21 protein-coding genes are annotated in these 23,242 nt (G+C 60.7%); 10 read left to right on the forward strand and 11 right to left on the reverse strand.

Annotation, left to right across the window (positions count from 1 at the left end; all coding sequences use genetic code 11):
- Positions 1 to 49 precede the first annotated feature (49 nt).
- The 9 genes from BLU48_RS19605 to BLU48_RS19645 all read left to right on the forward strand — a co-directional run bounded on the left by BLU48_RS19605 (position 50) and on the right by BLU48_RS19645 (position 9,976).
- Complete coding sequence (locus tag BLU48_RS19605; RefSeq protein ID WP_017526345.1) at positions 50 to 805, forward strand: DeoR/GlpR family transcriptional regulator; 756 nt, start codon at positions 50 to 52, stop codon at positions 803 to 805.
- 276 nt (positions 806 to 1,081) lie between these two features.
- Positions 1,082 to 2,620: a glycerol-3-phosphate dehydrogenase gene (gene glpD / locus BLU48_RS19610; RefSeq protein ID WP_057021813.1), complete on the forward strand. Its 1,539-nt coding sequence runs from the start codon at positions 1,082 to 1,084 to the stop codon at positions 2,618 to 2,620.
- Between the two features lie 378 nt (positions 2,621 to 2,998).
- Positions 2,999 to 3,925, forward strand: coding sequence for a glutamate/aspartate ABC transporter substrate-binding protein (locus tag BLU48_RS19615; RefSeq protein ID WP_043048814.1), 927 nt, complete (start codon positions 2,999 to 3,001; stop codon positions 3,923 to 3,925).
- A gap of 193 nt (positions 3,926 to 4,118) precedes the next feature.
- Positions 4,119 to 4,865 carry an amino acid ABC transporter permease gene (locus BLU48_RS19620; RefSeq protein WP_057012160.1) on the forward strand — a complete coding sequence of 249 codons (747 nt, stop codon included), beginning with the start codon at positions 4,119 to 4,121 and terminating at the stop codon, positions 4,863 to 4,865.
- Positions 4,865 to 5,536 carry an amino acid ABC transporter permease gene (locus tag BLU48_RS19625; protein WP_057021812.1) on the forward strand — a complete coding sequence of 224 codons (672 nt, stop codon included), beginning with the start codon at positions 4,865 to 4,867 and terminating at the stop codon, positions 5,534 to 5,536. Before BLU48_RS19620 ends, BLU48_RS19625 begins: the two co-directional genes overlap by 1 nt.
- Positions 5,533 to 6,267, forward strand: a complete 735-nt coding sequence (locus BLU48_RS19630; protein ID WP_046071143.1) for an amino acid ABC transporter ATP-binding protein — start codon at positions 5,533 to 5,535, stop codon at positions 6,265 to 6,267. The genes BLU48_RS19625 and BLU48_RS19630 overlap by 4 nt, the downstream gene beginning before the upstream one ends.
- A gap of 123 nt (positions 6,268 to 6,390) precedes the next feature.
- Entirely contained in the window at positions 6,391 to 8,292 is a 1,902-nt protein-coding gene (gene aauS, locus BLU48_RS19635) for a two-component sensor histidine kinase AauS (protein ID WP_057021811.1), read from the forward strand.
- Between the two features lie 65 nt (positions 8,293 to 8,357).
- Positions 8,358 to 9,638: a two-component response regulator AauR gene (aauR, locus tag BLU48_RS19640; RefSeq protein WP_231989063.1), complete on the forward strand. Its 1,281-nt coding sequence runs from the start codon at positions 8,358 to 8,360 to the stop codon at positions 9,636 to 9,638.
- The gene (locus BLU48_RS19645) at positions 9,638 to 9,976 is read left to right on the forward strand and encodes a GlpM family protein (protein ID WP_057021809.1); all 339 of its coding nucleotides are present in this window, start codon (positions 9,638 to 9,640) and stop codon (positions 9,974 to 9,976) included. Before aauR ends, BLU48_RS19645 begins: the two co-directional genes overlap by 1 nt.
- Before the next feature lie 124 nt (positions 9,977 to 10,100).
- Here the strand turns inward: BLU48_RS19645 and BLU48_RS19650 are convergent, their stop codons facing one another.
- The 6 genes from BLU48_RS19650 to BLU48_RS19675 all read right to left on the reverse strand — a co-directional run bounded on the left by BLU48_RS19650 (position 10,101) and on the right by BLU48_RS19675 (position 17,464).
- Positions 10,101 to 11,498 carry a sigma-54-dependent transcriptional regulator gene (locus tag BLU48_RS19650; RefSeq protein WP_057021808.1) on the reverse strand — a complete coding sequence of 466 codons (1,398 nt, stop codon included), beginning with the start codon at positions 11,496 to 11,498 and terminating at the stop codon, positions 10,101 to 10,103.
- Entirely contained in the window at positions 11,488 to 13,266 is a 1,779-nt protein-coding gene (locus BLU48_RS19655; RefSeq protein ID WP_057021807.1) for a sensor histidine kinase, read from the reverse strand. The genes BLU48_RS19650 and BLU48_RS19655 overlap by 11 nt, the downstream gene beginning before the upstream one ends.
- The gene (locus BLU48_RS19660) at positions 13,266 to 14,390 is read right to left on the reverse strand and encodes a GNAT family N-acetyltransferase (RefSeq protein WP_057021806.1); all 1,125 of its coding nucleotides are present in this window, start codon (positions 14,388 to 14,390) and stop codon (positions 13,266 to 13,268) included. The genes BLU48_RS19655 and BLU48_RS19660 overlap by 1 nt, the downstream gene beginning before the upstream one ends.
- A 77-nt stretch (positions 14,391 to 14,467) precedes the next feature.
- On the reverse strand, positions 14,468 to 15,376 hold the full coding sequence (locus BLU48_RS19665; protein ID WP_057021805.1) for an alpha/beta hydrolase: 909 nt from the start codon (positions 15,374 to 15,376) through the stop codon (positions 14,468 to 14,470).
- Positions 15,373 to 16,767, reverse strand: coding sequence for an aspartate aminotransferase family protein (locus BLU48_RS19670; protein ID WP_046071135.1), 1,395 nt, complete (start codon positions 16,765 to 16,767; stop codon positions 15,373 to 15,375). Before BLU48_RS19670 ends, BLU48_RS19665 begins: the two co-directional genes overlap by 4 nt.
- The gene (locus BLU48_RS19675) at positions 16,760 to 17,464 is read right to left on the reverse strand and encodes an MtnX-like HAD-IB family phosphatase (protein ID WP_057021804.1); all 705 of its coding nucleotides are present in this window, start codon (positions 17,462 to 17,464) and stop codon (positions 16,760 to 16,762) included. The genes BLU48_RS19670 and BLU48_RS19675 overlap by 8 nt, the downstream gene beginning before the upstream one ends.
- Positions 17,465 to 17,703: 239 nt before the next feature.
- Here BLU48_RS19675 and BLU48_RS19680 point away from each other — a divergent pair, with 239 nt between their 5' ends.
- A complete protein-coding gene (locus BLU48_RS19680) occupies positions 17,704 to 18,474 on the forward strand; it encodes a MipA/OmpV family protein (protein ID WP_057021803.1) in 771 nt (256 codons plus the stop codon).
- 107 nt (positions 18,475 to 18,581) lie between these two features.
- Here BLU48_RS19680 and BLU48_RS19685 read toward each other — a convergent pair whose 3' ends face one another.
- From BLU48_RS19685 to BLU48_RS19710, 5 genes are all read right to left on the reverse strand, one after another.
- Positions 18,582 to 18,986: a DMT family transporter gene (locus tag BLU48_RS19685; protein WP_057021802.1), complete on the reverse strand. Its 405-nt coding sequence runs from the start codon at positions 18,984 to 18,986 to the stop codon at positions 18,582 to 18,584.
- On the reverse strand, positions 18,983 to 19,363 hold the full coding sequence (locus BLU48_RS19690; protein ID WP_057021801.1) for a DMT family transporter: 381 nt from the start codon (positions 19,361 to 19,363) through the stop codon (positions 18,983 to 18,985). The genes BLU48_RS19685 and BLU48_RS19690 overlap by 4 nt, the downstream gene beginning before the upstream one ends.
- Positions 19,360 to 20,280, reverse strand: a complete 921-nt coding sequence (locus tag BLU48_RS19695) for an arginase family protein (protein WP_057021800.1) — start codon at positions 20,278 to 20,280, stop codon at positions 19,360 to 19,362. Before BLU48_RS19695 ends, BLU48_RS19690 begins: the two co-directional genes overlap by 4 nt.
- A gap of 1,147 nt (positions 20,281 to 21,427) precedes the next feature.
- Entirely contained in the window at positions 21,428 to 22,081 is a 654-nt protein-coding gene (locus BLU48_RS19705) for a DsbA family oxidoreductase (protein WP_057021779.1), read from the reverse strand.
- Positions 22,082 to 22,137: 56 nt separating this feature from the next.
- Positions 22,138 to 23,157: an alpha/beta fold hydrolase gene (locus BLU48_RS19710; protein ID WP_057021416.1), complete on the reverse strand. Its 1,020-nt coding sequence runs from the start codon at positions 23,155 to 23,157 to the stop codon at positions 22,138 to 22,140.
- Between the last annotated feature and the right edge of the window lie 85 nt (positions 23,158 to 23,242).

Consider the following 23,242-nt stretch of genomic DNA (forward strand, 5'->3'; position numbering starts at 1 on the left):
TCCTGCGTCATCATGGGCCACTTTTGTATGGCAGCCCAAAGGACGCCCCATGAATCTGCCTCCCCGCCAACAACAAATCCTCGAACTGGTCCGCGAACGCGGTTATGTCAGTATCGAGGAAATGGCGCAGCTATTCGTTGTTACCCCGCAAACCATCCGCCGTGATATCAACCAGTTGGCGGACGCCAATCTGTTGCGCCGCTACCACGGCGGCGCGGCCTATGACTCCAGTGTCGAGAACACCGCGTATGCCATGCGTGCAGACCAGATGCGCGACGAGAAACAGCGCATCGGTGAAGCCATCGCGGCGCAAATTCCCGACCACGCCTCGCTGTTCATCAATATCGGCACCACCACCGAATCCATCGCTCGTGCACTGCTCAATCACAACCACCTGAAAATCATCACCAACAACCTCAACGTCGCCACGATGCTCAGTGCCAAGGACGACTTCGATGTGTTGCTCACCGGCGGCAACGTACGCCGCGATGGCGGTGTGGTCGGCCAGGCCAGTGTGGATTTCATCAACCAGTTCAAGGTCGACTTTGCCCTGGTGGGCATCAGCGGTATCGACGAGGACGGCAGCCTGCTCGACTTCGATTACCAGGAAGTGCGGGTTTCCCAGGCAATCATTGCCAATGCACGCCAGGTGATCCTGGCAGCGGACTCCAGCAAGTTCGGGCGCAATGCCATGATTCGCCTGGGGCCGATCAGCCTGGTGGACTGCCTGGTGACTGATCAGCAGCCAGTGCCGGCGTTAGTGCAGTTGTTGAATGAGCATAAGGTTCGGCTGGAAGTCGTGTAGCGCCTGCACTGCCGCCATCGGGAGCAAGCCCCCTCCCACATTTTGAGCTGTGAACACATACCAATGTGGGAGGGGGCTTGCTCCCGATGGCGATCTATCCAGCACTCAATCTTTTGAGTCTTCCCCAGGCTCATGTTCACAAATTTTCCTTTCCCCATCCTTCGATGAGTTTTTTTAATCGAAGTCGGGTGGCTGTGCGCGCATTTATCAGCTACCATTTTCGCAAATGAACATTAATGTTCGAATTCCAAGACGAAAAGATCGCGAGGCTAGCCGATGAACCCTTCCACCTTGCCTGCTCCACCGCTTGCCGAAGTCTATGACGTTGCCGTAATCGGTGGCGGGATCAATGGCGTCGGCATTGCAGCAGACGCAGCCGGTCGCGGTTTGTCGGTATTCCTTTGCGAAAAGGACGACCTGGCCAGCCACACCTCATCGGCCAGCAGCAAGCTGATCCACGGCGGCTTGCGCTACCTGGAACATTACGAATTCCGCCTGGTGCGTGAAGCCCTGGCCGAACGTGAAGTGCTGCTGGCCAAGGCACCGCATATCGTCAAGCAGATGCGCTTCGTACTGCCCCACCGTCCGCACTTGCGTCCGGCCTGGATGATTCGTGCCGGCTTGTTCCTTTATGACCACTTGGGCAAGCGGGAGAAACTGGCGGGTTCCAAAAGCCTCAAGTTCGGCGCCGACAGCCCGCTGAAAAGCGAAATCACCAAGGGCTTCGAATACTCCGACTGCTGGGTGGATGACGCCCGCCTGGTGGTACTCAACGCCATGGCTGCCCGTGAAAAAGGCGCGCACATCCATACCCAGACCCGTTGCATCAGCGCCCATCGCAGCAACGGCATGTGGGAGATGAACATGGAACGTGCCGATGGCAGCCTGTTCTCGATCCGCGCCCGCGCACTGGTGAATGCTGCCGGCCCGTGGGTCGCCAAGTTCATCAGGGACGACCTCAAGCTGGATTCGCCCTACGGCATCCGCCTGATCCAGGGCAGCCACCTGATCGTGCCAAGACTGTACGAAGGCGCCCACGCGCACATCCTGCAGAACGAAGACCAACGCATCGTCTTCACTATTCCGTACCTGAACCACCTGACCATCATCGGCACCACTGATCGCGAATACACCGGCGACCCGGCGAAAGTAGCGATTACAGAAGGTGAAACCGACTACATGCTCAAGGTGGTCAACGCGCACTTCAAGAAACAGCTGAGCCGTGACGATATCGTCCACACCTACTCCGGCGTGCGCCCACTGTGCAACGACGAGTCGGACAACCCGTCGGCCATCACCCGCGACTACACCCTGGCGCTGTCCGGCGGCAATGGCGAAGCGCCGATCCTGTCGGTGTTCGGCGGCAAGCTCACCACCTATCGCAAGCTGGCCGAGTCGGCCATGGCCCAGCTGGCGCCGTACTTCACCCAGATGCGCCCAAGCTGGACAGCCACGGCCAGCCTGCCCGGCGGTGAAAACATGACCACGCCCGAAGCCCTGGCCGATGCGATCCGCGCCAAGTTCGACTGGATCCCGAGCGAAATCGCCCGCCGCTGGTCCACCACCTACGGCAGCCGCACCTGGCGCCTGCTGGAGGGCGTGCAATCGCTGGCCGACCTGGGTGACCACCTGGGTGGCGGCCTGTACAGCCGTGAAGTTGATTACCTGTGCGCCGAAGAATGGGTGACGCAACCGCAGGACGTACTGTGGCGCCGTACCAAGCTTGGCCTGTTCACCACCCCGCAAGAGCAGGACAACGTGCAACGCTACCTGGCGAAGGTCGAACAGAGCCGTAGCAAGATCGAAGCGGCCTGATAGCCATCCCCAAACTGTCGGAGCGAGCTTGCCCGCGAGAAACCTGAGAGCGCCGCGTTTATTTAGAGTAAACGCGGCGCTTTTGCGTTTTCGCGAGCAAGCTCGCTCCCGCAGATGACCTGGGCGGCATTCGGTTTTCCGAACGCAAGCTCGCGCCCTATTCGGTTTGCCGGACCCGGCGTCGAAAACCGCGTCGCAACATAAAGTTAATCCCGATATAAATCATGAAGTTAACCTTTTATTTTCGGTATGGCACGACTCATGCTCTACACTCTTTGACGATTACCTGAGGCGCCTTAGGAGCCGTCACGGGCATTCGCTGTACAAAAGAGCCGTTTAGCTGGCTTCATAAAAAAAACAAATGTCGAGGAAGTATTGATGCGCATCGTTCCCCATATCCTGGGCGCAGCTATTGCTGCTGCTCTGATCAGCACTCCAGTTTTCGCCGCCGAACTCACCGGCACACTGAAGAAAATCAACGACTCCGGCACCATCACTCTCGCTCACCGCGACAGCTCCATTCCGTTTTCCTACATCGCGGATGGTTCGGGCAAACCCGTGGGCTACTCCCACGACATTCAGCTGGCCGTCGTTGAAGCCCTGAAAAAAGACCTGAACAAGCCCGACCTGAAGGTCAAGTACAACCTGGTGACTTCGCAAACCCGTATTCCGCTGATCCAGAACGGCACCGCGGACCTCGAGTGCGGCTCCACCACCAACAACGCCGAACGCGCCCAGCAAGTCGATTTTTCGACCAACATCTTCGAAATCGGCACCCGCCTGCTGGTCAAGAAAGACAAGGAAGGCAAGCCCTCCTACAGCGACTTTGCCGATCTTAAGGGCAAGAACGTCGTGACCACCGCTGGCACCACGTCCGAGCGCATCATCAAGGCGATGAACGCCGACAAGCAGATGGGCATGAACGTCATCTCCGCCAAGGACCATGGCGAATCCTTCCAGATGCTCGAAAGCGGCCGTGCCGTTGCGTTCATGATGGATGACGCCCTGCTCGCCGGTGAAGAAGCCAAGGCCAAGAAGCCGGACGATTGGGTCATCACCGGTACTCCGCAGTCCTTTGAAGCCTATGCCTGCATGGTGCGCAAAGGCGACCCGGCCTTCAAGAAAGCCGTGGATGACGCCATCGTCGGGCTGTTCAAATCCGGCGAAATCAACAAGATCTACGCCAAATGGTTCGAGAGCCCTATTCCACCAAAAGGCCTGAACCTCAACTTCCCGATGAGCGAAAAGGTCAAGGAACTGATCGCGAATCCGACCGACAAGCCGGCACCGGAAGTAAAGATCTGAAAACCTGACTAACCTTATCGCCTGGGGGGCTCACTCCCCCCAGGCATCTGTTACTACCTGCTGGCTTTAATTTGGAACACTCGACCTGGCGGTTTCCGAGCCGATCGTGTGTGCCTGGCATTCATTGCCAGGCGGGAAAGGATCTTCCCCAAGCGGGTGCTAGTACATTGATCGATCTCGAGGGGAGACCCTAATGAATTACAACTGGGACTGGGGCGTGTTCTTCAAGTCCACTGGCGTTGGCAGCGAGACGTATCTCGACTGGTACATCGCCGGCCTGGGCTGGACCATTGCCATCGCTGTCGTGGCATGGATCATCGCCTTGCTGCTGGGCTCCATTCTGGGGGTCATGCGCACCGTGCCAAACCGCATCGTATCGGGCATTGCGACCTGCTACGTGGAACTGTTTCGTAACGTGCCGTTGCTGGTTCAGCTGTTCATCTGGTACTTCCTGGTGCCCGACCTGCTGCCACAGAACCTGCAGGACTGGTACAAGCAAGACCTTAACCCGACTACCTCGGCCTACCTGAGCGTTGTCGTGTGCCTGGGCCTGTTCACCGCCGCCCGCGTGTGTGAACAAGTGCGTACCGGCATCCAGGCGCTGCCCCGTGGCCAGGAGTCCGCCGCACGCGCCATGGGCTTCAAGCTGCCGCAGATCTACTGGAACGTGCTGCTGCCCCAGGCCTATCGCATCATCATTCCGCCGCTTACCTCGGAATTCCTCAACGTGTTCAAGAACTCCTCGGTGGCGTCCTTGATCGGCTTGATGGAACTGTTGGCGCAAACCAAGCAGACCGCCGAGTTCTCGGCCAACCTGTTCGAAGCCTTCACCTTGGCCACGCTGATCTATTTCACCCTGAACATGAGCCTGATGTTGCTGATGCGCATGGTCGAGAAGAAAGTCGCGGTGCCCGGCCTGATCTCCGTGGGGGGTAAATAATGGAATTTGATTTCAGCGGCATCATCCCCGCCATCCCGGGCCTGTGGAACGGCATGGTCATGACCCTGCAGTTGATGGTCATGGGCGTGGTCGGCGGCATCATCCTGGGTACGATCCTTGCGTTGATGCGCCTGTCGTCCAGCAAACTGCTGTCGCGTGTGGCCGGCGCCTATGTGAACTACTTCCGCTCGATCCCGCTGCTGCTGGTGATTACCTGGTTCTACCTGGCGGTGCCGTTCGTGCTGCGCTGGATCACCGGCGAAGACACTCCCATCGGTGCGTTCACCTCCTGCGTCGTGGCGTTCATGATGTTCGAAGCCGCGTATTTCTGCGAAATCGTGCGAGCCGGCGTGCAGTCGATTCCCAAGGGCCAGATGGCGGCGGCACAAGCCATGGGCATGACCTACGGGCAGACCATGCGCCTGATCATCCTGCCCCAGGCGTTCCGCAAGATGACGCCACTGTTGCTGCAACAATCGATCATCCTGTTCCAGGACACTTCGCTGGTCTACACCGTGGGCCTGGTGGACTTCCTCAACTCCGCCCGCTCCAACGGCGACATCATCGGCCGCTCCAATGAGTTCCTGATCTTTGCCGGTGTCGTCTACTTCATCATCAGCTTTTCCGCCTCGCTGCTGGTCAAGCGTCTGCAAAAAAGGTTTGCCGTATGATCTCTATCAAGAACATCAACAAGTGGTATGGCGACTTCCAGGTGCTGACCGACTGCAGCACCGAGGTTAAAAAAGGCGAAGTGATCGTGGTGTGCGGGCCGTCCGGCTCGGGCAAATCCACCCTGATCAAGTGCGTCAACGCTTTGGAACCGTTCCAGAAAGGCGACGTAGTGGTCGATGGCACCTCCATCGCCGACCCGAAGACCAACCTGCCGAAACTGCGTTCGCGGGTGGGCATGGTGTTCCAGCACTTCGAGCTGTTCCCGCACCTGACCATTACCGAAAACCTGACCATCGCGCAGATCAAGGTGCTGGGCCGCAGCAAGGAAGAAGCCACCAAGAAAGGCCTGCAGCTGCTTGACCGCGTGGGCTTGTCGGCACACGCCCACAAGCATCCTGGCCAGCTCTCCGGGGGCCAGCAGCAACGTGTGGCAATTGCCCGCGCACTGGCCATGGACCCGATCGTCATGCTGTTCGACGAACCGACCTCGGCACTGGACCCGGAAATGGTCAACGAAGTGCTCGACGTGATGGTGCAACTGGCCCAGGAAGGCATGACCATGATGTGCGTGACCCACGAAATGGGCTTTGCACGCAAAGTGGCCGACCGCGTGATCTTCATGGACGCCGGCAAGATCATCGAGGACTGCCCGAAGGAAGAGTTCTTCGGCGACATCAGCGCCCGCTCCGAACGTGCGCAGCACTTCCTTGAGAAAATTCTGCAGCACTAAGTACTACTTAGCTAAGTACACAGCTCCTACTGTAGAAACCGGGCCAATGTGGGAGGGGGGGCAAGCTCCCTCCCACACTGGACCACACAGGCTGGCAGCTCTGGTTGACCCAAGGCATCTGTGATGAAATGCGACCCCAATCAATATCGCGCCGCGCCGCCATCACTTGCCGTGAAGCCTCGTCTGATACGCCAACTCTTCCTGCCGCCGTTGATCATCGCCCTGATGGTCGGCTTGGGCTATATCGGCTTCTGGGTCAGTGAGTACTATGGCATCCGCACCCTCAGCGATAACGGCGAACGCCAGTTGGAACTGCACGCCCGCACCGTCGAAAGCGAACTGAGCAAATACACCTACCTGCCCAGCCTGTTGGAGCTCGAGTCGAGCGTTTCGCGGTTGCTGGCCGACCCGAACCAGGAAACCCGCACCACGGTCAATGCTTACCTCGAGGGCCTGAACCGCCGCAGTCGCAGCCGGGCCATCTACGTGATGGACACCACCGGCCGCGTGCTGGCCACCAGTAACTGGCGCGATGCCGACAGTTACCAGGGCGAAGACCTGTCCTTCCGCGCCTATTTCCAGAATGCCGTACGCGGCCAGCCCGGCCGCTTCTATGGCATCGGCAGCACCAACGGCGAACCCGGCTATTACCTGGCCCATGGCTTGGAAGAGCATGGCAAGATTATCGGCGTCGCGGTGGTCAAGGTCCGCCTCGAGGCCTTGGAAGAACGCTGGCAACGCGCCCGCCTCGAAGCTTTCGTAAGCGACGAGAACGGCATCATCATCCTCTCCAGCGACCCGGCCCGCCGCCTCAAGGCCGTACGCCCACTGAGCGAAGACACCAAGGAACGCCTGGCCCACAGCCTGCAATATTACTGGGCAACGCTCAACGAACTGCAGCCCCTGGCCCGTGAGCGCCTGAACGAAGGCACCGAGAAACTGACCTTCCCGGCCAACAGCGAAGTGGTCAACGACGAGCACGCCGTCAGCTACCTGGCGCAAACCCGTCCGCTCAACGACACACCGTGGCATTTCACCCTGCTCACCCCGCTCAACGACCTGCGCCGTGCCGCAATCAACCAGGGCATCCTGGTAGCCGTTGCCTTTGGCCTGGTGGCCTTCTTGCTGATTGCCTGGAATGAACGGCGCAAAGTCATTGCCACCCGCCTCGCTGCCCGGGAAGCCCTGCAGGAAGCCAACAGCCAACTGGAACGGCGGATTGCCGAACGCACCGCCGACCTGCGCGCCAGCAACGAACGGCTCAAGGGCCAGATCCGCGAACGGCGCCAGGCCGAAGAAACCCTGCGCCACGCCCAGGACGAACTGGTGCAGGCCGGCAAACTCGCGGCCATCGGCCAGATGTCCACCAGCATCGCCCACGAATTGAACCAACCGCTGGCGGCCCTGCGCACGCTGTCGGGCAACACGGTGCGTTTCCTCGAGCGCGGCGCCCTGGACACCGCCAGTACCAACCTCAAGGCCATCAACGAATTGATCGACCGCATGGGCCGCATCACCGCCAGCCTGCGCTCCTTTGCCCGACGCGGTGACGACCAGGGCGAAGCCAACCTCGGCAAGGCCGTGGACGCCGCGTTCCAGGTACTGGGCGCACGCCTGGACGGCCTGCCGTTGACCTTGCACCGTGACTTCATCAACGTCCAATTGCAGATCGACCAGACGCGCCTGGAGCAGATCCTGGTCAACCTGATCGGCAATGCCCTTGATGCGATGCAAGCGCAACCGGCACCGCAGCTATGGCTGGAAGGCCAGGTCGTCGATGGCAAATACCGCCTGCGGGTGCGTGACAACGGCCATGGCATCGACCCCGAGACGCGCAAGCATTTGTTCGAACCGTTCTTCACCACCAAGCCTGGCGAGCAGGGCCTGGGCCTGGGCCTGACGCTATCGGCCAGTCTCGCGGCGGCCACCGGCGGCAATCTCGCCGTGGAGCACCCTGCCGGTGGTGGTACTGCCTTTGTCCTGAGCCTGCCGCTGGTGGGCACTCAACAAGCCGAGTCGACATGAATACAGACACTACAACTGCGACCGACGACCTCACCGTGCTGATCGTCGAGGACGACCCCCATGTGCTGCTGGGCTGCCAGCAAGCCCTGGCGCTGGAAGACATTCCCAGCATCGGTGTGGGCAGTGCCGAAGAGGCGCTGCATCGCATCGGCGAAAACTTCGCCGGCGTCGTCATCAGCGATATCCGCCTGCCGGGTATCGACGGCCTGGAACTGCTGACCCGACTCAAGGCCCTGGATAAAAGCCTGCCGGTGGTACTGATCACCGGGCACGGCGACATCTCCATGGCGGTGGGTGCCATGCGCAATGGCGCCTACGACTTCATGGAAAAGCCCTTCTCCCCCGAACGCCTGGTGGAAGTCGCCCGCCGCGCCCTGGAGCAGCGCGGGCTGGCGCGGGAAGTCTGGTCGTTGCGTCGCCAACTGGCCGAGCGCGACTCGTTGGAAGGCCGCATCATTGGCCGCTCGCCGGCGATGCAAAACCTGCGCGAACTGATCGCCAACGTCGCCGACACCTCGGCCAACGTGCTGATCGAAGGCGAGACCGGCACCGGCAAGGAGTTGGTCGCGCGCTGCCTGCATGATTTCAGCCGGCGCCATTCCCACCAGTTCGTCGCCTTGAACTGCGGAGGCCTGCCGGAGAACCTGTTCGAAAGCGAAATTTTCGGCCACGAAGCCAACGCCTTTACCGGCGCCGGCAAGCGCCGCATCGGCAAGATCGAGCACGCCCACCAAGGCACACTCTTCCTCGATGAAGTGGAAAGCATGCCGATCAACCTGCAGATCAAACTGCTGCGTGTCCTACAGGAACGCACCCTGGAACGCCTGGGTTCGAACCAGAGCGTGGCGGTGGATTGCCGGGTTATCGCCGCCACCAAGTCCGACCTCGACGAACTGAGCCGCGCCAGCCAGTTCCGCAGCGACCTGTACTACCGCCTCAATGTGGTGACCCTGGAACTGCCGCCCCTGCGCGAGCGGCGCGAAGACATCCTGCAGCTGTTCGAACACTTCCTGCAGCAATCGTCACTGCGCTTCGACCGCAGCGTCCCGGACCTCGACAACCAGACCTTGTCCAGCCTGATGAGCCACGACTGGCCGGGCAACGTGCGGGAGCTACGCAACGTCGCCGAACGCTTCGCCCTCGGCCTGCCCGCCTTCAAGAAAAGCGGCGCCGGCAGCGGTAACCAGGGGCTGGCCTTTACCGAGGCAGTGGAAGCCTTTGAGCGCAACCTGCTCAGCGACGCCCTGCAACGCAGCGGCGGCAACCTGACCCAGGCCAGCCAGGAACTGGGAATGGCCAAGACCACGTTGTTCGACAAGGTCAAGAAATACGGGTTGAGCCACTGATGGACCTGTTTTTGAAGGCTGCCCTTGGCGCGGCGGTGGTATTGATCCTGGCGGCGCTGGCCAAGACCAGGAACTATTACATCGCGGGGCTGGTGCCGCTGTTTCCGACCTTTGCGTTGATTGCCCATTACATCGTCGGCAAGGGCCGTTCGGTGGAAGATTTGAAGACCACCATCGTGTTTGGAATGTGGTCGATCATTCCGTATTTTGTGTATTTGGCGACCTTGTATGTGATGGTCGATCGGATGCGGCTTGAAGCGTCGCTGGCGGTAGCGGCGGTGGCGTGGTTGATGGCGGCGACGGTGCTGGTCAGCGTGTGGGTACGCTTCCATACCTGACTCAACTCGTTCAAAAATGTGGGAGGGGGCTTGCCCCCGATAGCGGTGTGTCAGTCACCTAGTCTTCAACTGACCCACTGCCATCGGGGGCAAGCCCCCTCCCACATTTTTGGACCACAGTGTGTCAGCGGACGATCTTGTCGACTTGGATGCCGAGCTTTTTAAGGCGATACCAGAAGCTGCGCTCGGAAATCCCGATGCGCTGCGCCGCCGCGGCCTGAACGCCATTGCTCTCCTGCAACGCCGCGAGGATGTAGGCCTTCTCCACCTCTGCCAACGCCGCATCCAGGTCCCGTGGCACCCCCGGCCCGTCGCTGAGAATCGCTGTCACCCCGCCCTCGCTCGGCTTGGAAGCAAACAGATACCCAGGCAAATCAATATCTTCGATCACCGGCGACGCCGCCACGATGGTCGCGCGCTCCACGCAGTTCTGCAGCTCGCGGATATTGCCCGGCCAGTGATATGCCGCCATGGCCTGTAACGCCTCGGGGCTGAAACCGGTAATGCGTTTGCCGGCAGTGGCGCTCAACGTCTGGGCGAAGTGCCGGGCCAGGGGCGCGATGTCTTCCACGCGCTCGCGCAAGGCCGGCAGCGGAATCGGGAACACGTTGAGGCGGTAATACAGGTCTTCACGAAACTCTTTGTTGGCCACCGCATCCAGCAGGTTCTTGTTGGTGGCGGCGATCACCCGCACATCCACCTTGCGCTCCCGCGGGTCGCCCACCGGCTCGATCACCCGCTCTTGCAAGGCACGCAAAATCTTGGCCTGCAACGCCAGGGGCATATCCCCGACTTCGTCGAGAAACAGCGTGCCTTTGTCCGCCTGCATGAAGCGCCCGACCCGGTCGGCCACGGCGCCGGTGAAGGCGCCTTTGCGATGCCCGAACATCTCGCTTTCCAGCAAACCTTCGGGAATCGCCGCGCAGTTGACCGCCACAAAGGGCTTGTCGGCCCGGCTGCCATGCTTGTGGATGGCGCGGGCGACCATTTCCTTGCCGGTGCCGCTTTCGCCGGTCAGCAGGATGGTCGCGCTGCTGTCACGTACCGAATCCACCGCCTGCAATACCTTTCGGAACGCCGGGCTGTCGCCGACCAGGCTGTCAAACTGTGCATGCTCGTCCAGTTCGGCGCGCATGCGTGCGTTGTCGCGCATGATGTCGCGAAATTGCAGGGCCTTGGCCACGGTGATGTCCAGCTCGTCGATATCGAACGGCTTGGCGATGTAGTCATAGGCGCCGTTGCGCATCGATTGCACGGCATTTTTCACCGTGCTGTAGGCGGTCATAACGATCACCGGCACCTGGGGGTAGCGCAGCTTGATCTCGGCAAGCAGCGCCGGCCCGTCCATGCCCGGCATGCGCCAGTCGCTGATGACCAGGTCGATATCCTCATCCCCCAGCACCTTGAGGGCATGCAGGCCATTGCCCGCGCTGAACACCTGGATGCCGTTCTGGCTCAGGGCGGACGACAACAGGTCACACAGCTTGGGCTCGTCGTCCACCACTAATACGTTATGCGTCATGCCCATCCTCATCTTCGCCGTCGTCTTCACCGTTAGCCGGAATGTACAGGCTGAACGTGGCGCCGGCATCTTTCTCGCTGGCGCATTCGATGCTGCCGTCATGACTTTCCATGATCGAATAGACTTTGGCCAGGCCCAGCCCGGTGCCCGACGCCTTGGTGGTGACGAATGGCGTGAAGATGCGCTCGACCATATCCGCGGCAATGCCCTGGCCGGTGTCGGCGATGCTGATCACTGTGTTGTCGCCGACGCTGCGGATCCCCAGGGTCAGGCGCCCGCCTTCGGGCATCGCATCGATAGCATTAAGAATCAGGTTGAGGCAGGCCTGCTTGAGCTGCTTGGCGTCGGCGTAGATGGTGGCGTCGGGCGCCTGGTCGTCAATCTGGGCATCGATGTTGTGGCTGCTCAGTTCCGGGCTGCAGAAACCGAGGATCTCTTCCACCAATGTGCGGGCCGGCTGCAACACGCGGATCGGTGGGTTGGGCTTGGCGAAGTCGAGGAACTCGGTGATCAGGTCGTTGATGCGGCTGACCTCGCTGATAACATATTCCAGATGGCGCTTGTCGGTATCCGCGAGGTCGGCGCGCCGGTGCAACAGTTGGGTGGCGGTCTTGATGATGCCCAGCGGGTTGCGGATTTCGTGGGCCAGGCCCATGGCGACTTCACCCAGGGCATGCAGGCGATCACGTCGGCGCAGTTGGGCTTCGAGGTGATGCAATTCACCCAGGCGCTCGGTCATATGGTTGAAGGTGCTGCTCAATTGCGCCAGTTCGTCACCGCCGCTGACCATCACGCGGTGCGTGTAATTGCCCGAAATCACCGCGTCCACGCCCTCGGACAAGTCCCGCAGCGGCTTGGTCAGGCGCCGCGACACCAGCAACCCGGCTGCCAGGGACAGCGCCGAGCTGAGCAGGAAGATCAGCACGAACAGGTTGCTCTGGTTCACCAGCCCCACCAGGCTGGTATGGCGCAGCAGTCCGCTGAAGATCACCCCTTGCAGCTCGCCCGCATCGTTGAAGATCGGCCAATACAAGCCGCTGTACTGGTTGGTGAACTGCTCGCTGGGTTGTTTGGTACTGCGCAGTGCAGCCTCGACGTTTTTCGGGATGCGCGACGGGTGGTTCTCGAAGCGCTGGGTGGAAAAAATTTCAGAAAAGCCTGCAGGGTTGGCCAGGTAAAGACGCAGGTCGAGGGAGTGCACATCGGCCACGCTGGTAAGGAAACTGCTATCCAGGTAGGTCGCCACCAACAGCAGGTAGTCAACGCCGTCACGGCTGGTTTCGAAGGTCGACACCACCAGGCCGGTGCTAACCCCGGCGACTTGCACGGTCTGCAGCACCGCGTTGCTGGTCAGGCTGATCTGCCTGACGATGTCATCGGCGGCCGTGCTGAACACCACTTTATGGTCACTGGTGCGAATCAGCGCTACCACGTCGATATCGGTAGCCTCGGCGATATCGGCGGTCAGCCGGTCATGCTTGGCGGCTTGTTTGGACGACGGCGGGCTGGTGTAGCGCAGGAACAGCTTGGCCATGCGCGCGTTGTCATGAAGGATGTCGCCGATCTCGTCCTTGACGATCTTGGTCGACTCTTGCAGCCAGATGCGTACGTTGCTGTCGAAAATCTGCGACAGCGTGGTGGCAGCCAGCTCGGCCGCGATCATGGTCGGAATAACGCTGACCAGCCAGAACGCCAGCACCAGCTTGCGCTGGACGCTCCAACGCGAAATGGCAAAGGGGCGGGCTTTCTGGCGGGTCTTGGTGATCATCAGGTTTCGCTTATCGCAGCAGCCATGGCAGGGTCGGAACGATCCGGTCGAATAAACAGTTTTACAAGCTTGAGCAAGCCGTTGACCAGCCGGTTGCGGTGGCGAAAGAACAGGCTGTTGCCCTGGAACTCGCACCCCAGGCGCAGTTTACTGGCATACCCGGCCTGGCCGCACTCGTACAGCGGGATTTTGTGTTGAATACAATAGTCGACATTGGTCAGCCAACTGCGAAAGTAGAGGTTGTATTCGCGGCTGAACTGGATGTCGTGTCCAAAGAACTTGTCCACCAGCCGATGCTCGTCCAGCAGGATCAGGTTGAACGCCACCAGGTGTTCGCCCACCCAGTAAAGAACACAGATCGCCCGCTCGTTGAGTTGTTCGAGCACTTGGGTGAAGTAACCGGCGGGCAGGCGCTCGAACTGCAGGTCCGCGCGCGTCAGCGTCGCTTCATACAGGCGCATGACCTCAGGCAGCACGTCATCGATATTACGGCGCCACTCGACCCGCGGCCCCGGTGCGCGCAGCTTGCGGCGCAGGTCCTTGCGCGTGGATTTGCCCAGCGAACCCAGGTACGCGTCCACCGAACCGTAGGGCAGCGGCAACACACCAGTCGGCAGACTCGGCATAGCTTGAAAGCCCGCGGCGCGGCAGCTATCGACCCAATCCGGGTCGTTGCTCGGCGCGTCCTTGACCGCCACCAACCCGATACCGAACTGATCGGCATCGCCACGCGCAGCCGCCAGCAACTGTTGCAGCAACAACGGGCGCCGGGCCTCGGGCACATGGCTGGCGACCCCGGCGTCACAGCGCTCAGCCACCGGCGAACCGATGGCGTATAACGCCAGTTGCAAAACACCCGGCCACAGCCGGTCCAGGCGCTCGGTCAAGCGCTTGCCGGCCCCCGACACCGTGGTGTCGAGGCGATAATGGGTGATGAACGCGGCAGCCACAGCCACCAGGGTTTGTTCCTCGTAGACCGCCAGGTAACGCCACTGAAAGTCATCGATGGCGGCGTTTTCCACGGCCAGGTAATAGTCCCAATCCTCCAGGGCACCGGGAAAACAGTCGTTCCAGGCATCGCGCTGGATGGCGCGGATGGTCGGGAAGGCTTGGGTGGTTAGCACAGATTGCCCTTATTTCTATGGCGAACGCCGATCCAATGTGGGAGCTGGCTTGCCTGCGATGCAGGCGCCTCGGTACGTCAGGCAGACTGCAGTGATGCCATCGCGGCGGTGCGGCGATCCGACAAGCCCGCTCCCACATTGACCTGCGTTGGCTTGAACACCGCATGCTGCCCGATAAACTCGGCACTCAACTCGATCACCCGTCGGTATTGCAGGTCGACGGTGATCATGTGGTAGCAGTTATCCAGCAGGATCTTGGTCACCGGACCGCCGAGGTGGCGCTCCACGTAGTCGGCGTTCCAGCGGCTGGTGATGTCATCCTCAATGGAGTGCAACACCAGCGCCGGTACCTTGACCTGGGGCATGCGTTTCTTGACCACGGCGTTCATACGGTGCAACTCGCGCACTGTGATGCCTTCCATGGTCAGCAACCCCGCCTCGCTGCTTTCCCCTTCCTTCATCTGCCGCTCGACGATGGCTCGCAGGCGCTGGTTCTTGATGCCGTAGGGCGGCTTCTCTTCGAAGCGGCAGATGTGCACGCCGAACGGAATCTTCATCAGCAACGGCGTGAGGAACGCCAACTTGTTAATGCTCCAGCCGTCGTACTTCAAGGTGGTGGAATACATCAGCAGCCCGGCGACTTGCCCTGGGTGTTCAGATGCGACATACATCGACATCACCGCCCCCATGGACAAACCACCGACGAACACCTGCTCGTGGCGTTGCCTGACCTGTACGAAGGTCTTGCGCACCCCTTCGTACCAGTCCAGCCAACCAGTGGCTTGCAGGTCGTTGTTGTCGCCGCAGTGCCCGGCCAACGTCGGCACATACACCGTGCAGTTACCCGCCTTGGCCAGGCCCTTGGCGACCTGGCGCAACTCCGTCGGGGTGCCGGTCAGGCCGTGGATCAACAGGATCCCGACCGGACCTTCACCGAGTACGAAACCGGCATCGCCTTCACCGAGGTCAATACCGTGCGCACTCACCGCTGGGTCGCTCGCACCAGCAGTTGCTCGAGCAGCTTGAGGCCCAGGTCGATTTCCGGGTAGCTGATTTCAAGGGACGGGGCCAGGGTGATCACGTTCTTGTAGTAACCGCCCACATCGAGGATCAGCCCGAGTTTCTGGCCGTCTACGACCATGTCGCCTTTCATGCCTTCCTCGACCATGTAGTCCAGAGTCGCCTTGTCCGGAGTGAAGCCGTCCGGCCCGCAGATTTCGCAGCGCAGCGCCAGGCCCAGGCCATCGACGTCGCCGATGATCGGGAAGCGTTTCTGCAGGTCTTGCAAGCCTTCCAGGAAGTATTTGCCCTTGGCCATGACCATCGCGCCGTAGTCGACTTCGCTGGTCATCTTGAACATCTCCAGGCCCACCGCCGTACCCAACGGGTTGGAGGCGAAGGTGGAGTGGGTCGAACCTGGCGGGAAGATCTTCGGGTTGATCAACTCTTCACGGGCCCAGATGCCCCCCAGTGGGTTGAGACCATTGGTCAATGCCTTGCCGAACACGATCACGTCCGGTTGTACGTCGAAATGTTCGATCGACCACAGCTTACCGGTGCGATAGAAGCCCATCTGGATTTCGTCGGACACCATCAGGATGCCGTGCTGGTCCAGCACATGCTTGAGTTCGCGATAGAAGTTCATCGGCGGGATCACGTAGCCGCCGGTGCCCTGGATCGGCTCGACGTAGAACGCAGCGTATTCGCTCTGGCCGACTTTCGGGTCCCACACGCCGTTGTATTCGGTCTCGAACAGGCGGGCGAATTGCTGCACGCAGTGGCTGCCGTACTCTTCCTTGGTCATGCCTTTCGGACCACGGAAGTGGTATGGAAACGGGATAAATTGCGCACGCTCGCCGAAGTGGCCGTAGCGACGACGGTAGCGGTAGCTGGAGGTGATCGACGAGGCGCCGAGGGTACGCCCGTGGTAGCCGCCTTCGAAGGCGAACATCAGGCTCTTGCCGTTGGTGGCGTTACGTACCACTTTCAGGGAATCTTCGATGGACTGCGAACCGCCGACGTTGAAGTGCACGCGACCGTCGAGGCCGAACTTGTTCTTGGCGTCGACCGCAATCATTTCCGACAGCTCGATCTTGCCTTTGTGCAGGTACTGGCTGGCGATTTGCGGCAGGGTGTCGATCTGCTTTTTCAGCGCATTGTTCAGCCGCGGGTTGGCGTAGCCGAAGTTGACCGCCGAGTACCACATTTGCAGGTCGAGGTAGGCCTGGTCTTCGGTGTCCCACACATAGGAGCCTTCGCAGCGGCTGAAAATGCGCGGCGGCTCGATGTAGTGAACAGTGTCGCCGTAGGAGCAGTACTTGGCTTCCTTATCCAGCAGAACCTGGTCTTCGGCGGTAGCGATACGGATATCAGACATGATGGAAGAGTTCCTGATTGTCAGCAGAGGTATTGAAGGTGGTGGCGTTGGCGGCGATGCCCTGTGGCAGCTTGGCCAGCAATGCAGGCACTTCGGCGAAGGTGTCGAAGCGCGCGTGAGGTATCTGGTTGGCGACGCAATATTCGGCGAGGCTGCCTTTGGCGAACACGAAGTCGGCGGTGGAAGCCACGCACATGTCCGACTTGCCGTCGCCGATCACCAGCACGCGCTTGTTGCGCGGGGTGGATTTGCACTTGCAGTTGCCGGACGCGGCGCGGCACGCATCGCTGGCATAGGGGAAGTCGATGCGCCAGCTGTTGTGGTCGACCTGGCGCAGGCGGTTGGCGAGGATCGGCAGCAGGGTCACGTAATGGCGCGACAGGATGCGGGCGATGCCTTGTTCGATGCCGTCGCTGACCACTTCAATGGTCGCGCCCAGGTCCATGACGTGATCGACGAAATCCGGAAAGTCCGGGTCGATCTCGACGCTGTCGAAATACGCCAGCAGTTCACTTGGGGTCGCCTTGATCAGCGCCAGTTGGCGGCTCAGGCATTCGCGTGAACCGATGTGCCCATCCAGCCATTCCTGTTCGATGGTTTCCCACTCGGGGCCGGCGAAGCGTTGGAGGACGTTGTCGATGACATCCGTGGGAGTAATGGTCCCATCGAAGTCACACACGATATGCCAGTGGATCATCTGCCTTTCCTTTAGGTAAAGGGCCTTGGAGAGTGCGCTGTGTGCGCTTGCCAAGGGATAGAGCAGGGACTGTGCCAACTGGCCAAAGCCCAGCGGGGCTGGGGGTTTTCAGGATTCTCAAAAGACAATGTGTCTTGGGAGCTACAATTTTTGTAGCTTGCTACAAACAAGATGAGTGCTTGCGCGGAGGCGAGGGTTTGCGCGTTCATGCGCGCCTGTCCACCTTAGGAAAACGCACCATGTCCAAGCTCACATCTGCTGTATTCACCGGTCTACTTGGGCTGTGCAGCGCTTCCAGTGCCGCGTGGGCGGACGGCATCAGCGGCGACGTGGGCGCAGGCCTGAGCTATCAGCCCCATGACCCCAGCGGCAGCCGCTACGAAACCCGGCCCGTGCCCTACCTGGACCTGGACTGGGGAGACGTCAGCCTGAGTACCGATGACGGCCTGACCTGGAGCGCGCTGAACAGCCACGGCATCACCGCCGGCCCCTATATCAACTACCTGGCGGGGCGTACTTCCAACGGCGAGTTGCAGGGTTTGCGCAACGTGTCGGACATGGCCGAGGCCGGCGGTTTTATCCAGTACGCCCCGGCCGATTTCTGGCGCGTATACGCGCAACTGGGCCAGGCCGTGGGCGGCGGGCATTCCCAGAGTGGCACCCTGGGCAAAGTCGGCGGTGAATTGGGCTACCCGCTGGGTGGCGGGATTATCGGCAGCAGTGGCCTGGTGGCGCATTTTACCGATGCACGCCAGGCCAACACCTACTTCGGCGTTGACAGCAACGAAGCCGCCGCCACCGGCTTTCGGTCCTACAACGCCAGCGGCGGTTTCCAGAACGTGACGCTGAGCCAAAGCTTCGCCTTCCCCCTGGCGCCCCACTGGTCCCTGCTGACCAGTGCCAGCTGGGTGCACCTGGTGGGCTCGGCAGCCAAGAGCAGTATCGTCAAGCAGGCTGGCGACGTGAATCAGGGGCAAGTGCAGACGGCGATCAGCTACACCTTCGATTAAAGCCAGAGCAAAAAGCAGGTATAGATCAGCCTGATGTAAGAAAATCAAAATGTGGGAGGGAGCAAGCCCCTCCCACATTTCGAACTGAGTCCGACATACCGGCCCACTCAGCTCTCCTCCCCCTCCGCCAACAACACAATTCCCGCCACAATCACCATCACGCCCACCCAATGCAACAGGCTGATGTGCTCCCCCAGTCCCAACCACGACCCGAGCAACACTGCCACGAACACCAGCGAGCTCAAGGGAAACGCCAAGGACAAACTGCTGCGCCGCAGGATCAGCATCCACACAAAAAACGCACCGAGATAACTGGCAATCGCCGCCAGGATCCCCGTGTTGCGCGCCACGTCAGCCAGCCACTGCCAGGTGAAATCCATTTGGCCCAACTGATCACCGGCCACCTTGGTAAACAACTGCCCGGCGCTTTCGGTCGCGATCAACAGCGCCCACAACACCAGGGTGCCGAGGCGTCCATGCAACCAGCCCGTATCGATAGTCTGCGTCGTCATGCCTGGCCCCCCGCAATCGCCACCAACATCACGCCCAAGGTAATCACCAGCGTGCCCACCCAACGCCTCGGGCTGACGGTTTCCTTGAGCACTACCCTGCCCGCCAGTACCACCAGGCAATACGCCAATGCCGCCAGCGGAAACAACAGGCTCAACGGCGCACGGGACAACGCCTCGAGCCAGACGAAAAACTCGATGACATAGGCCCCGACCCCGGCCCAGAGCAGCGGCGCATTCAATACCTGGCCCCAGAATGCGCGCAGGCGAAAGCCGCCATCGAGCTGGGGCAAACGGTCTACGCCCAACTTGAAACACAACTGGCCAATCACATCGAGAACGATGGAAAAGGCCAGCAACAACACCACGGTCAGGGTCATGGGAACAGCTCCTCAAACAGGTCGATCAAGGCTTCATTGGTCGCGGCATTGCGCTGCAGATCCTGCGCACTCCAGCGCTCCGGTGGCGGCTGGTCGGACTTGGCTTCCCAGCGCTTGAACGCGTTGCTGAACGCCGGCACAGCGAACTCACCGCACACATCGATACCAATGATGCGTTTATGCACCGCCAACGCCCGCAGAGCCTGGAGCAAATGGGTCAGGCGCATGCCGCCCTGGTCCCAGTTGGTGGCAGCGTCTTCGCTGGCCAGCACATCTTTGTCGATGGTGATCCAGATCGCTTCGGTGGGCAGGCTGGCGATCATCTGGTCGAGGAACGCTGCCCAGTCCAGGTCCGCCAGGTTGCGCCAATGCAGGTGGTTTTCCTGTTGCTGGTGGCCGGCACCGTCGCCGACCCGGCCCCAGACTTTCGACGGCGGATGCTGCCAGGGAAACAACTGCAAGTGGCCGCGCTTGAGGGCACCGAGGTTGCCGCCGCGCAATTGCGGGTTATGCAGGTCATCACTGCACGGGCCGAGGGTCACGATGCGTTTGATCGCCGGCATCTTCAGCGCACGGTTGACCCACGAACCACAGTGGCGTTTGGGTGCAAAGCGCACCCAGTCGGGGTGGTTGTCGAAGTGGATCAGGCTGATGGGTTCTTTCAGGTCGGCCAAAAAGGCCGGTGTGAGATGGTGATAGTCGCCGGAGCCGACAAACAGGATCTCCGGGCGCGCGTCCATGGGCCGGGGCCGTTGGGCCAGGCGCGCAACAAAGCGCTTCCAGGTTTTTTCGGTGGCCCACAAACGCAGTTTCGGGCCCAGGTCCAGCAGATCAAGGCGCGTGGCCCGGCCGATGGCCAACTGCCGGGCAATCGGGGCCTGGCCGGTGAGGCTGTGGTCGAGGTCAAGGATATTCAAGGTAATGTTTCACCCCTAATGGCAGCGCCCAACCGCAGGCCGGCTGGGCTTCAGGGGGGTAATGCAAGGGGCGGGCCAGGGCTATGAGACCTGCATAGATCAAAATGTGGGGGCTTGCGCCCTCTTCTCAAACTTCAAGTAATCTACTGATTTTAAAGAGTTAAAATTTAGTCTTAACGCCGGATATTTTGGAGGCGGCCCAGGTTGCTGCGCGACGGCGCCACGTCGGCGATGTGACCGGGTTGTTGGGTTGTTGGGGCGAGTACATATCCGTTGCTTAGGTAACGGCTACTATAGGTTCCGCCCTTACGGCGGCTCACTTTGCAAAAGCGGCAAAGTAAGCAAAACGCTCTTGCCCCACCACTCGGCACCTCGCCCAGGCTCGGTGTGCCCTCTCTCCGGCTTGAAACCGTGGGCCGCCGTCATGGGCCATCCTTGGCCCAGGACGGCTAACCCGGCGTCCTGCCGGGTTACCCACGGTTTCAAGCCTGCGTTCGGCCAGCGTGGTTTAACGGGGCGCCTGAGATCAAGATCAAAAGCGACTCGCTGCGCATCGCAGATACGCTGGCGGCGCTTGTGCTTTTCTGTGGGAGCGGGCTTGCCCGCGAAAAACTGGAGGGCGCCGCGTTCATCCTGATTTCCTGCGCCATCGTTAACGACCATCGCGGGCAAGCCCGCTCCCACAGGGGGTACGCGCACGCCTCGACGATCAGGTCGGCTCTAAGGCCGCCTCGCTGTGTTTTTGATCTTAGGCGCCCCGTTAAACCACGTTGGCCGGAATTCGACAGGGGTTTGGGGGGTAAACCGGCAGGGATGCCGGTTTAGCCGCCCCGCGCCATGGATGGCGCGTGGCGGCGGCCCCCCAAATCAATGTCGGATTACGGGCACACCGAGCCTGGGCGAGGTGCCGAGTGGTGGGGCAAGAGCGTTTTGCTTACTTTTGCGCTTTTTCAAAAGTGAGCCGCTGTAAAAGCGGAACCATAAGTGGCCGTTGCCCAAATAACGGATATGTACCCAGGACGAAAACCAACATCCTGCTCGGCTGTCAGGCCGCCACGGAAGCAAGCTCTCTAGTTTGCTGCGCGACAGCGTCACATCGAAGATGTGGTGGGGACTCCCACATTTTGATCTGTGCTCGGCTTTGGCTTTAGTTTTTAGCGTCTTCGATGATCTGGCGAATCGCCCCAACGAAGGCTTCAGCCGGCTGGCCGCCGCTCACCGCATATTGGTCGTTGAACACGATGGTCGGCACCGAGGTCACCCCACGGGAGACCCACAGTTGCTCCTGTTCGCGGACTTCGGCAGCGTATTCATCAGAGGCAAGAATCTCGGCGGCGCGCTTGAGGTCCAGGCCGACGCTTTCGGCGATGATCGCCAGGGTCGCGTGGTCTGAAGGGTCCTGTCCATCCGTGAAATAAGCCTTGAACAGCGCTTCCTTGAGGTTGTACTGCAAACCTTCCAGCCCGGCCCAATGCAGCAGGCGGTGGGCATCGAAGGTGTTGTAGATGCGGCTCTGGCCATCGGTGCGAAAAGCAAAGCCCAACGCTGCGCCCATGTCACGGATACGCTCGCGGTTGGCCTGGGATTGTTCAGGGGTGGAGCCGTATTTCTCAGTGATGTGCTCAACGATGTTCTGACCGATGGCGGGCATGTCCGGGTTCAGTTCGAACGGCTGGAAATGAATCTCGGCCTGCACCTCGGTGCCCAACTGGTCCAGGGCTTCGGTCAGGCCACGCAGGCCGATGATGCACCAGGGGCAGGACACGTCGCTGACGAAATCGATTTTCAGGGGAGTACTCATGCAGACAACCTCGCTGGCATTAATGTGCGCCATAAAGGTTGCACGATACACCAACTTCACAACAGCTTCGCAGGCTCGCCCAGGTCAATCTGCGCCCAGTGCGCGGCATCTTCGCGATGGGCTTGCAAGTACGGCAATACCGCAGCCAGCAACGGCGCCTTGAACGCTTCCTGGAAACGATGGGCCAGGCCGGGAATCAACTTCAACTGGCTGCCTTGAATATGCGCGGCCAAGTGTACGCCATGCATCACCGGCAACAACGGGTCAGCAGTGCCATGCACCACCAGGGTCGGCACCCTCAGTTGGTTGAGCAACGGCACACGGCTGGGCTCGGCGAGGATCGCCATGATCTGGCGCTTGACGCCCTCGGGGTTGAAGGCACGGTCGTAGGACAGCGCCGCCTGCTGCAACAGTGCCTGGCGATCATCCTGCACATCCGGGCTGCCAAGGGCAGCGAGCAAATCCGCCTGTTGTTCCAGCGCCACCTCACGATTGGGCGCACTGCGCCGTGACAGTAATTTCACCAGCGCCGCATTCGGCGCCGGCAGGCCCTCGGCACCGGAACTGGTCATGATCAGCGTGAGGCTTTCCACCCGCTGCGGCGCCATCGCGGCCAGGTGCTGGGCGATCATGCCGCCCATGCTCGCGCCCAGCACATGGAATTGCCGGACCTGCAACGCATCCATCAAGCCCAGGGCATCATCGGCCATGTCCGTCAGGGTGTAAGGCGCAGCCACCGGCAAGCCGAGCTTGTAGCGCAGCACTTCGAACGTCAGGTTCGCACTGGCGGGGGCCTGGCGCCAAGTGGACAGGCCCACGTCACGATTGTCATAACGGATGACCCGAAAACCTTGTTCGCACAAGGCCACCACCACTTCATCGGGCCAGTGGATCAACTGCCCGCCCAAGCCCATCACCAGCAGCAGGGCCGGGTCGGAGGCACGGCCGATACTCTGGTAGGCGATGCTTACCTTTTCCAGGTCGACCGTTTGGGTCGGGACATTGACATCACATCGAGACGCCGCAAAAGACGGCAGGCCGAATAAGAGAGCGGCCAGTAAAAACAACACGCGCATGAAAAACACCAAAACGCAGAACCCCAGTAGAGCGCGAGTCTGATGAAGTTTGTTCAAGCGCGCTGCCACAGTTCCATGACAGTTT

This window comes from Pseudomonas synxantha, assembly GCF_900105675.1.
Taxonomy (GTDB): Bacteria; Pseudomonadota; Gammaproteobacteria; order Pseudomonadales; family Pseudomonadaceae; genus Aquipseudomonas; species Aquipseudomonas synxantha.

Bases quoted from the DNA above. Each gene is read 5' to 3' on its own strand.
- BLU48_RS19690 (WP_057021801.1), bottom strand. From the start codon at position 19,363: ATGACCCTGACCGTGGTGTTGTTGCTGGCCTTTTCCATCGTTCTCGAT.
- glpD (WP_057021813.1), top strand. From the start codon at position 1,082: ATGAACCCTTCCACCTTGCCTGCTCCACCGCTTGCCGAAGTCTATGAC.
- BLU48_RS19710 (WP_057021416.1), bottom strand. From the start codon at position 23,157: ATGCGCGTGTTGTTTTTACTGGCCGCTCTCTTATTCGGCCTGCCGTCT.
- BLU48_RS19630 (WP_046071143.1), top strand. From the start codon at position 5,533: ATGATCTCTATCAAGAACATCAACAAGTGGTATGGCGACTTCCAGGTG.
- BLU48_RS19655 (WP_057021807.1), bottom strand. From the start codon at position 13,266: ATGATCACCAAGACCCGCCAGAAAGCCCGCCCCTTTGCCATTTCGCGT.
- BLU48_RS19605 (WP_017526345.1), top strand. From the start codon at position 50: ATGAATCTGCCTCCCCGCCAACAACAAATCCTCGAACTGGTCCGCGAA.
- BLU48_RS19680 (WP_057021803.1), top strand. From the start codon at position 17,704: ATGTCCAAGCTCACATCTGCTGTATTCACCGGTCTACTTGGGCTGTGC.
- BLU48_RS19625 (WP_057021812.1), top strand. From the start codon at position 4,865: ATGGAATTTGATTTCAGCGGCATCATCCCCGCCATCCCGGGCCTGTGG.
- BLU48_RS19670 (WP_046071135.1), bottom strand. From the start codon at position 16,767: ATGTCTGATATCCGTATCGCTACCGCCGAAGACCAGGTTCTGCTGGAT.
- aauS (WP_057021811.1), top strand. From the start codon at position 6,391: ATGAAATGCGACCCCAATCAATATCGCGCCGCGCCGCCATCACTTGCC.
- BLU48_RS19675 (WP_057021804.1), bottom strand. From the start codon at position 17,464: ATGATCCACTGGCATATCGTGTGTGACTTCGATGGGACCATTACTCCC.
- BLU48_RS19615 (WP_043048814.1), top strand. From the start codon at position 2,999: ATGCGCATCGTTCCCCATATCCTGGGCGCAGCTATTGCTGCTGCTCTG.
- BLU48_RS19650 (WP_057021808.1), bottom strand. From the start codon at position 11,498: ATGACGCATAACGTATTAGTGGTGGACGACGAGCCCAAGCTGTGTGAC.
- BLU48_RS19705 (WP_057021779.1), bottom strand. From the start codon at position 22,081: ATGAGTACTCCCCTGAAAATCGATTTCGTCAGCGACGTGTCCTGCCCC.
- BLU48_RS19685 (WP_057021802.1), bottom strand. From the start codon at position 18,986: ATGACGACGCAGACTATCGATACGGGCTGGTTGCATGGACGCCTCGGC.
- BLU48_RS19645 (WP_057021809.1), top strand. From the start codon at position 9,638: ATGGACCTGTTTTTGAAGGCTGCCCTTGGCGCGGCGGTGGTATTGATC.
- BLU48_RS19620 (WP_057012160.1), top strand. From the start codon at position 4,119: ATGAATTACAACTGGGACTGGGGCGTGTTCTTCAAGTCCACTGGCGTT.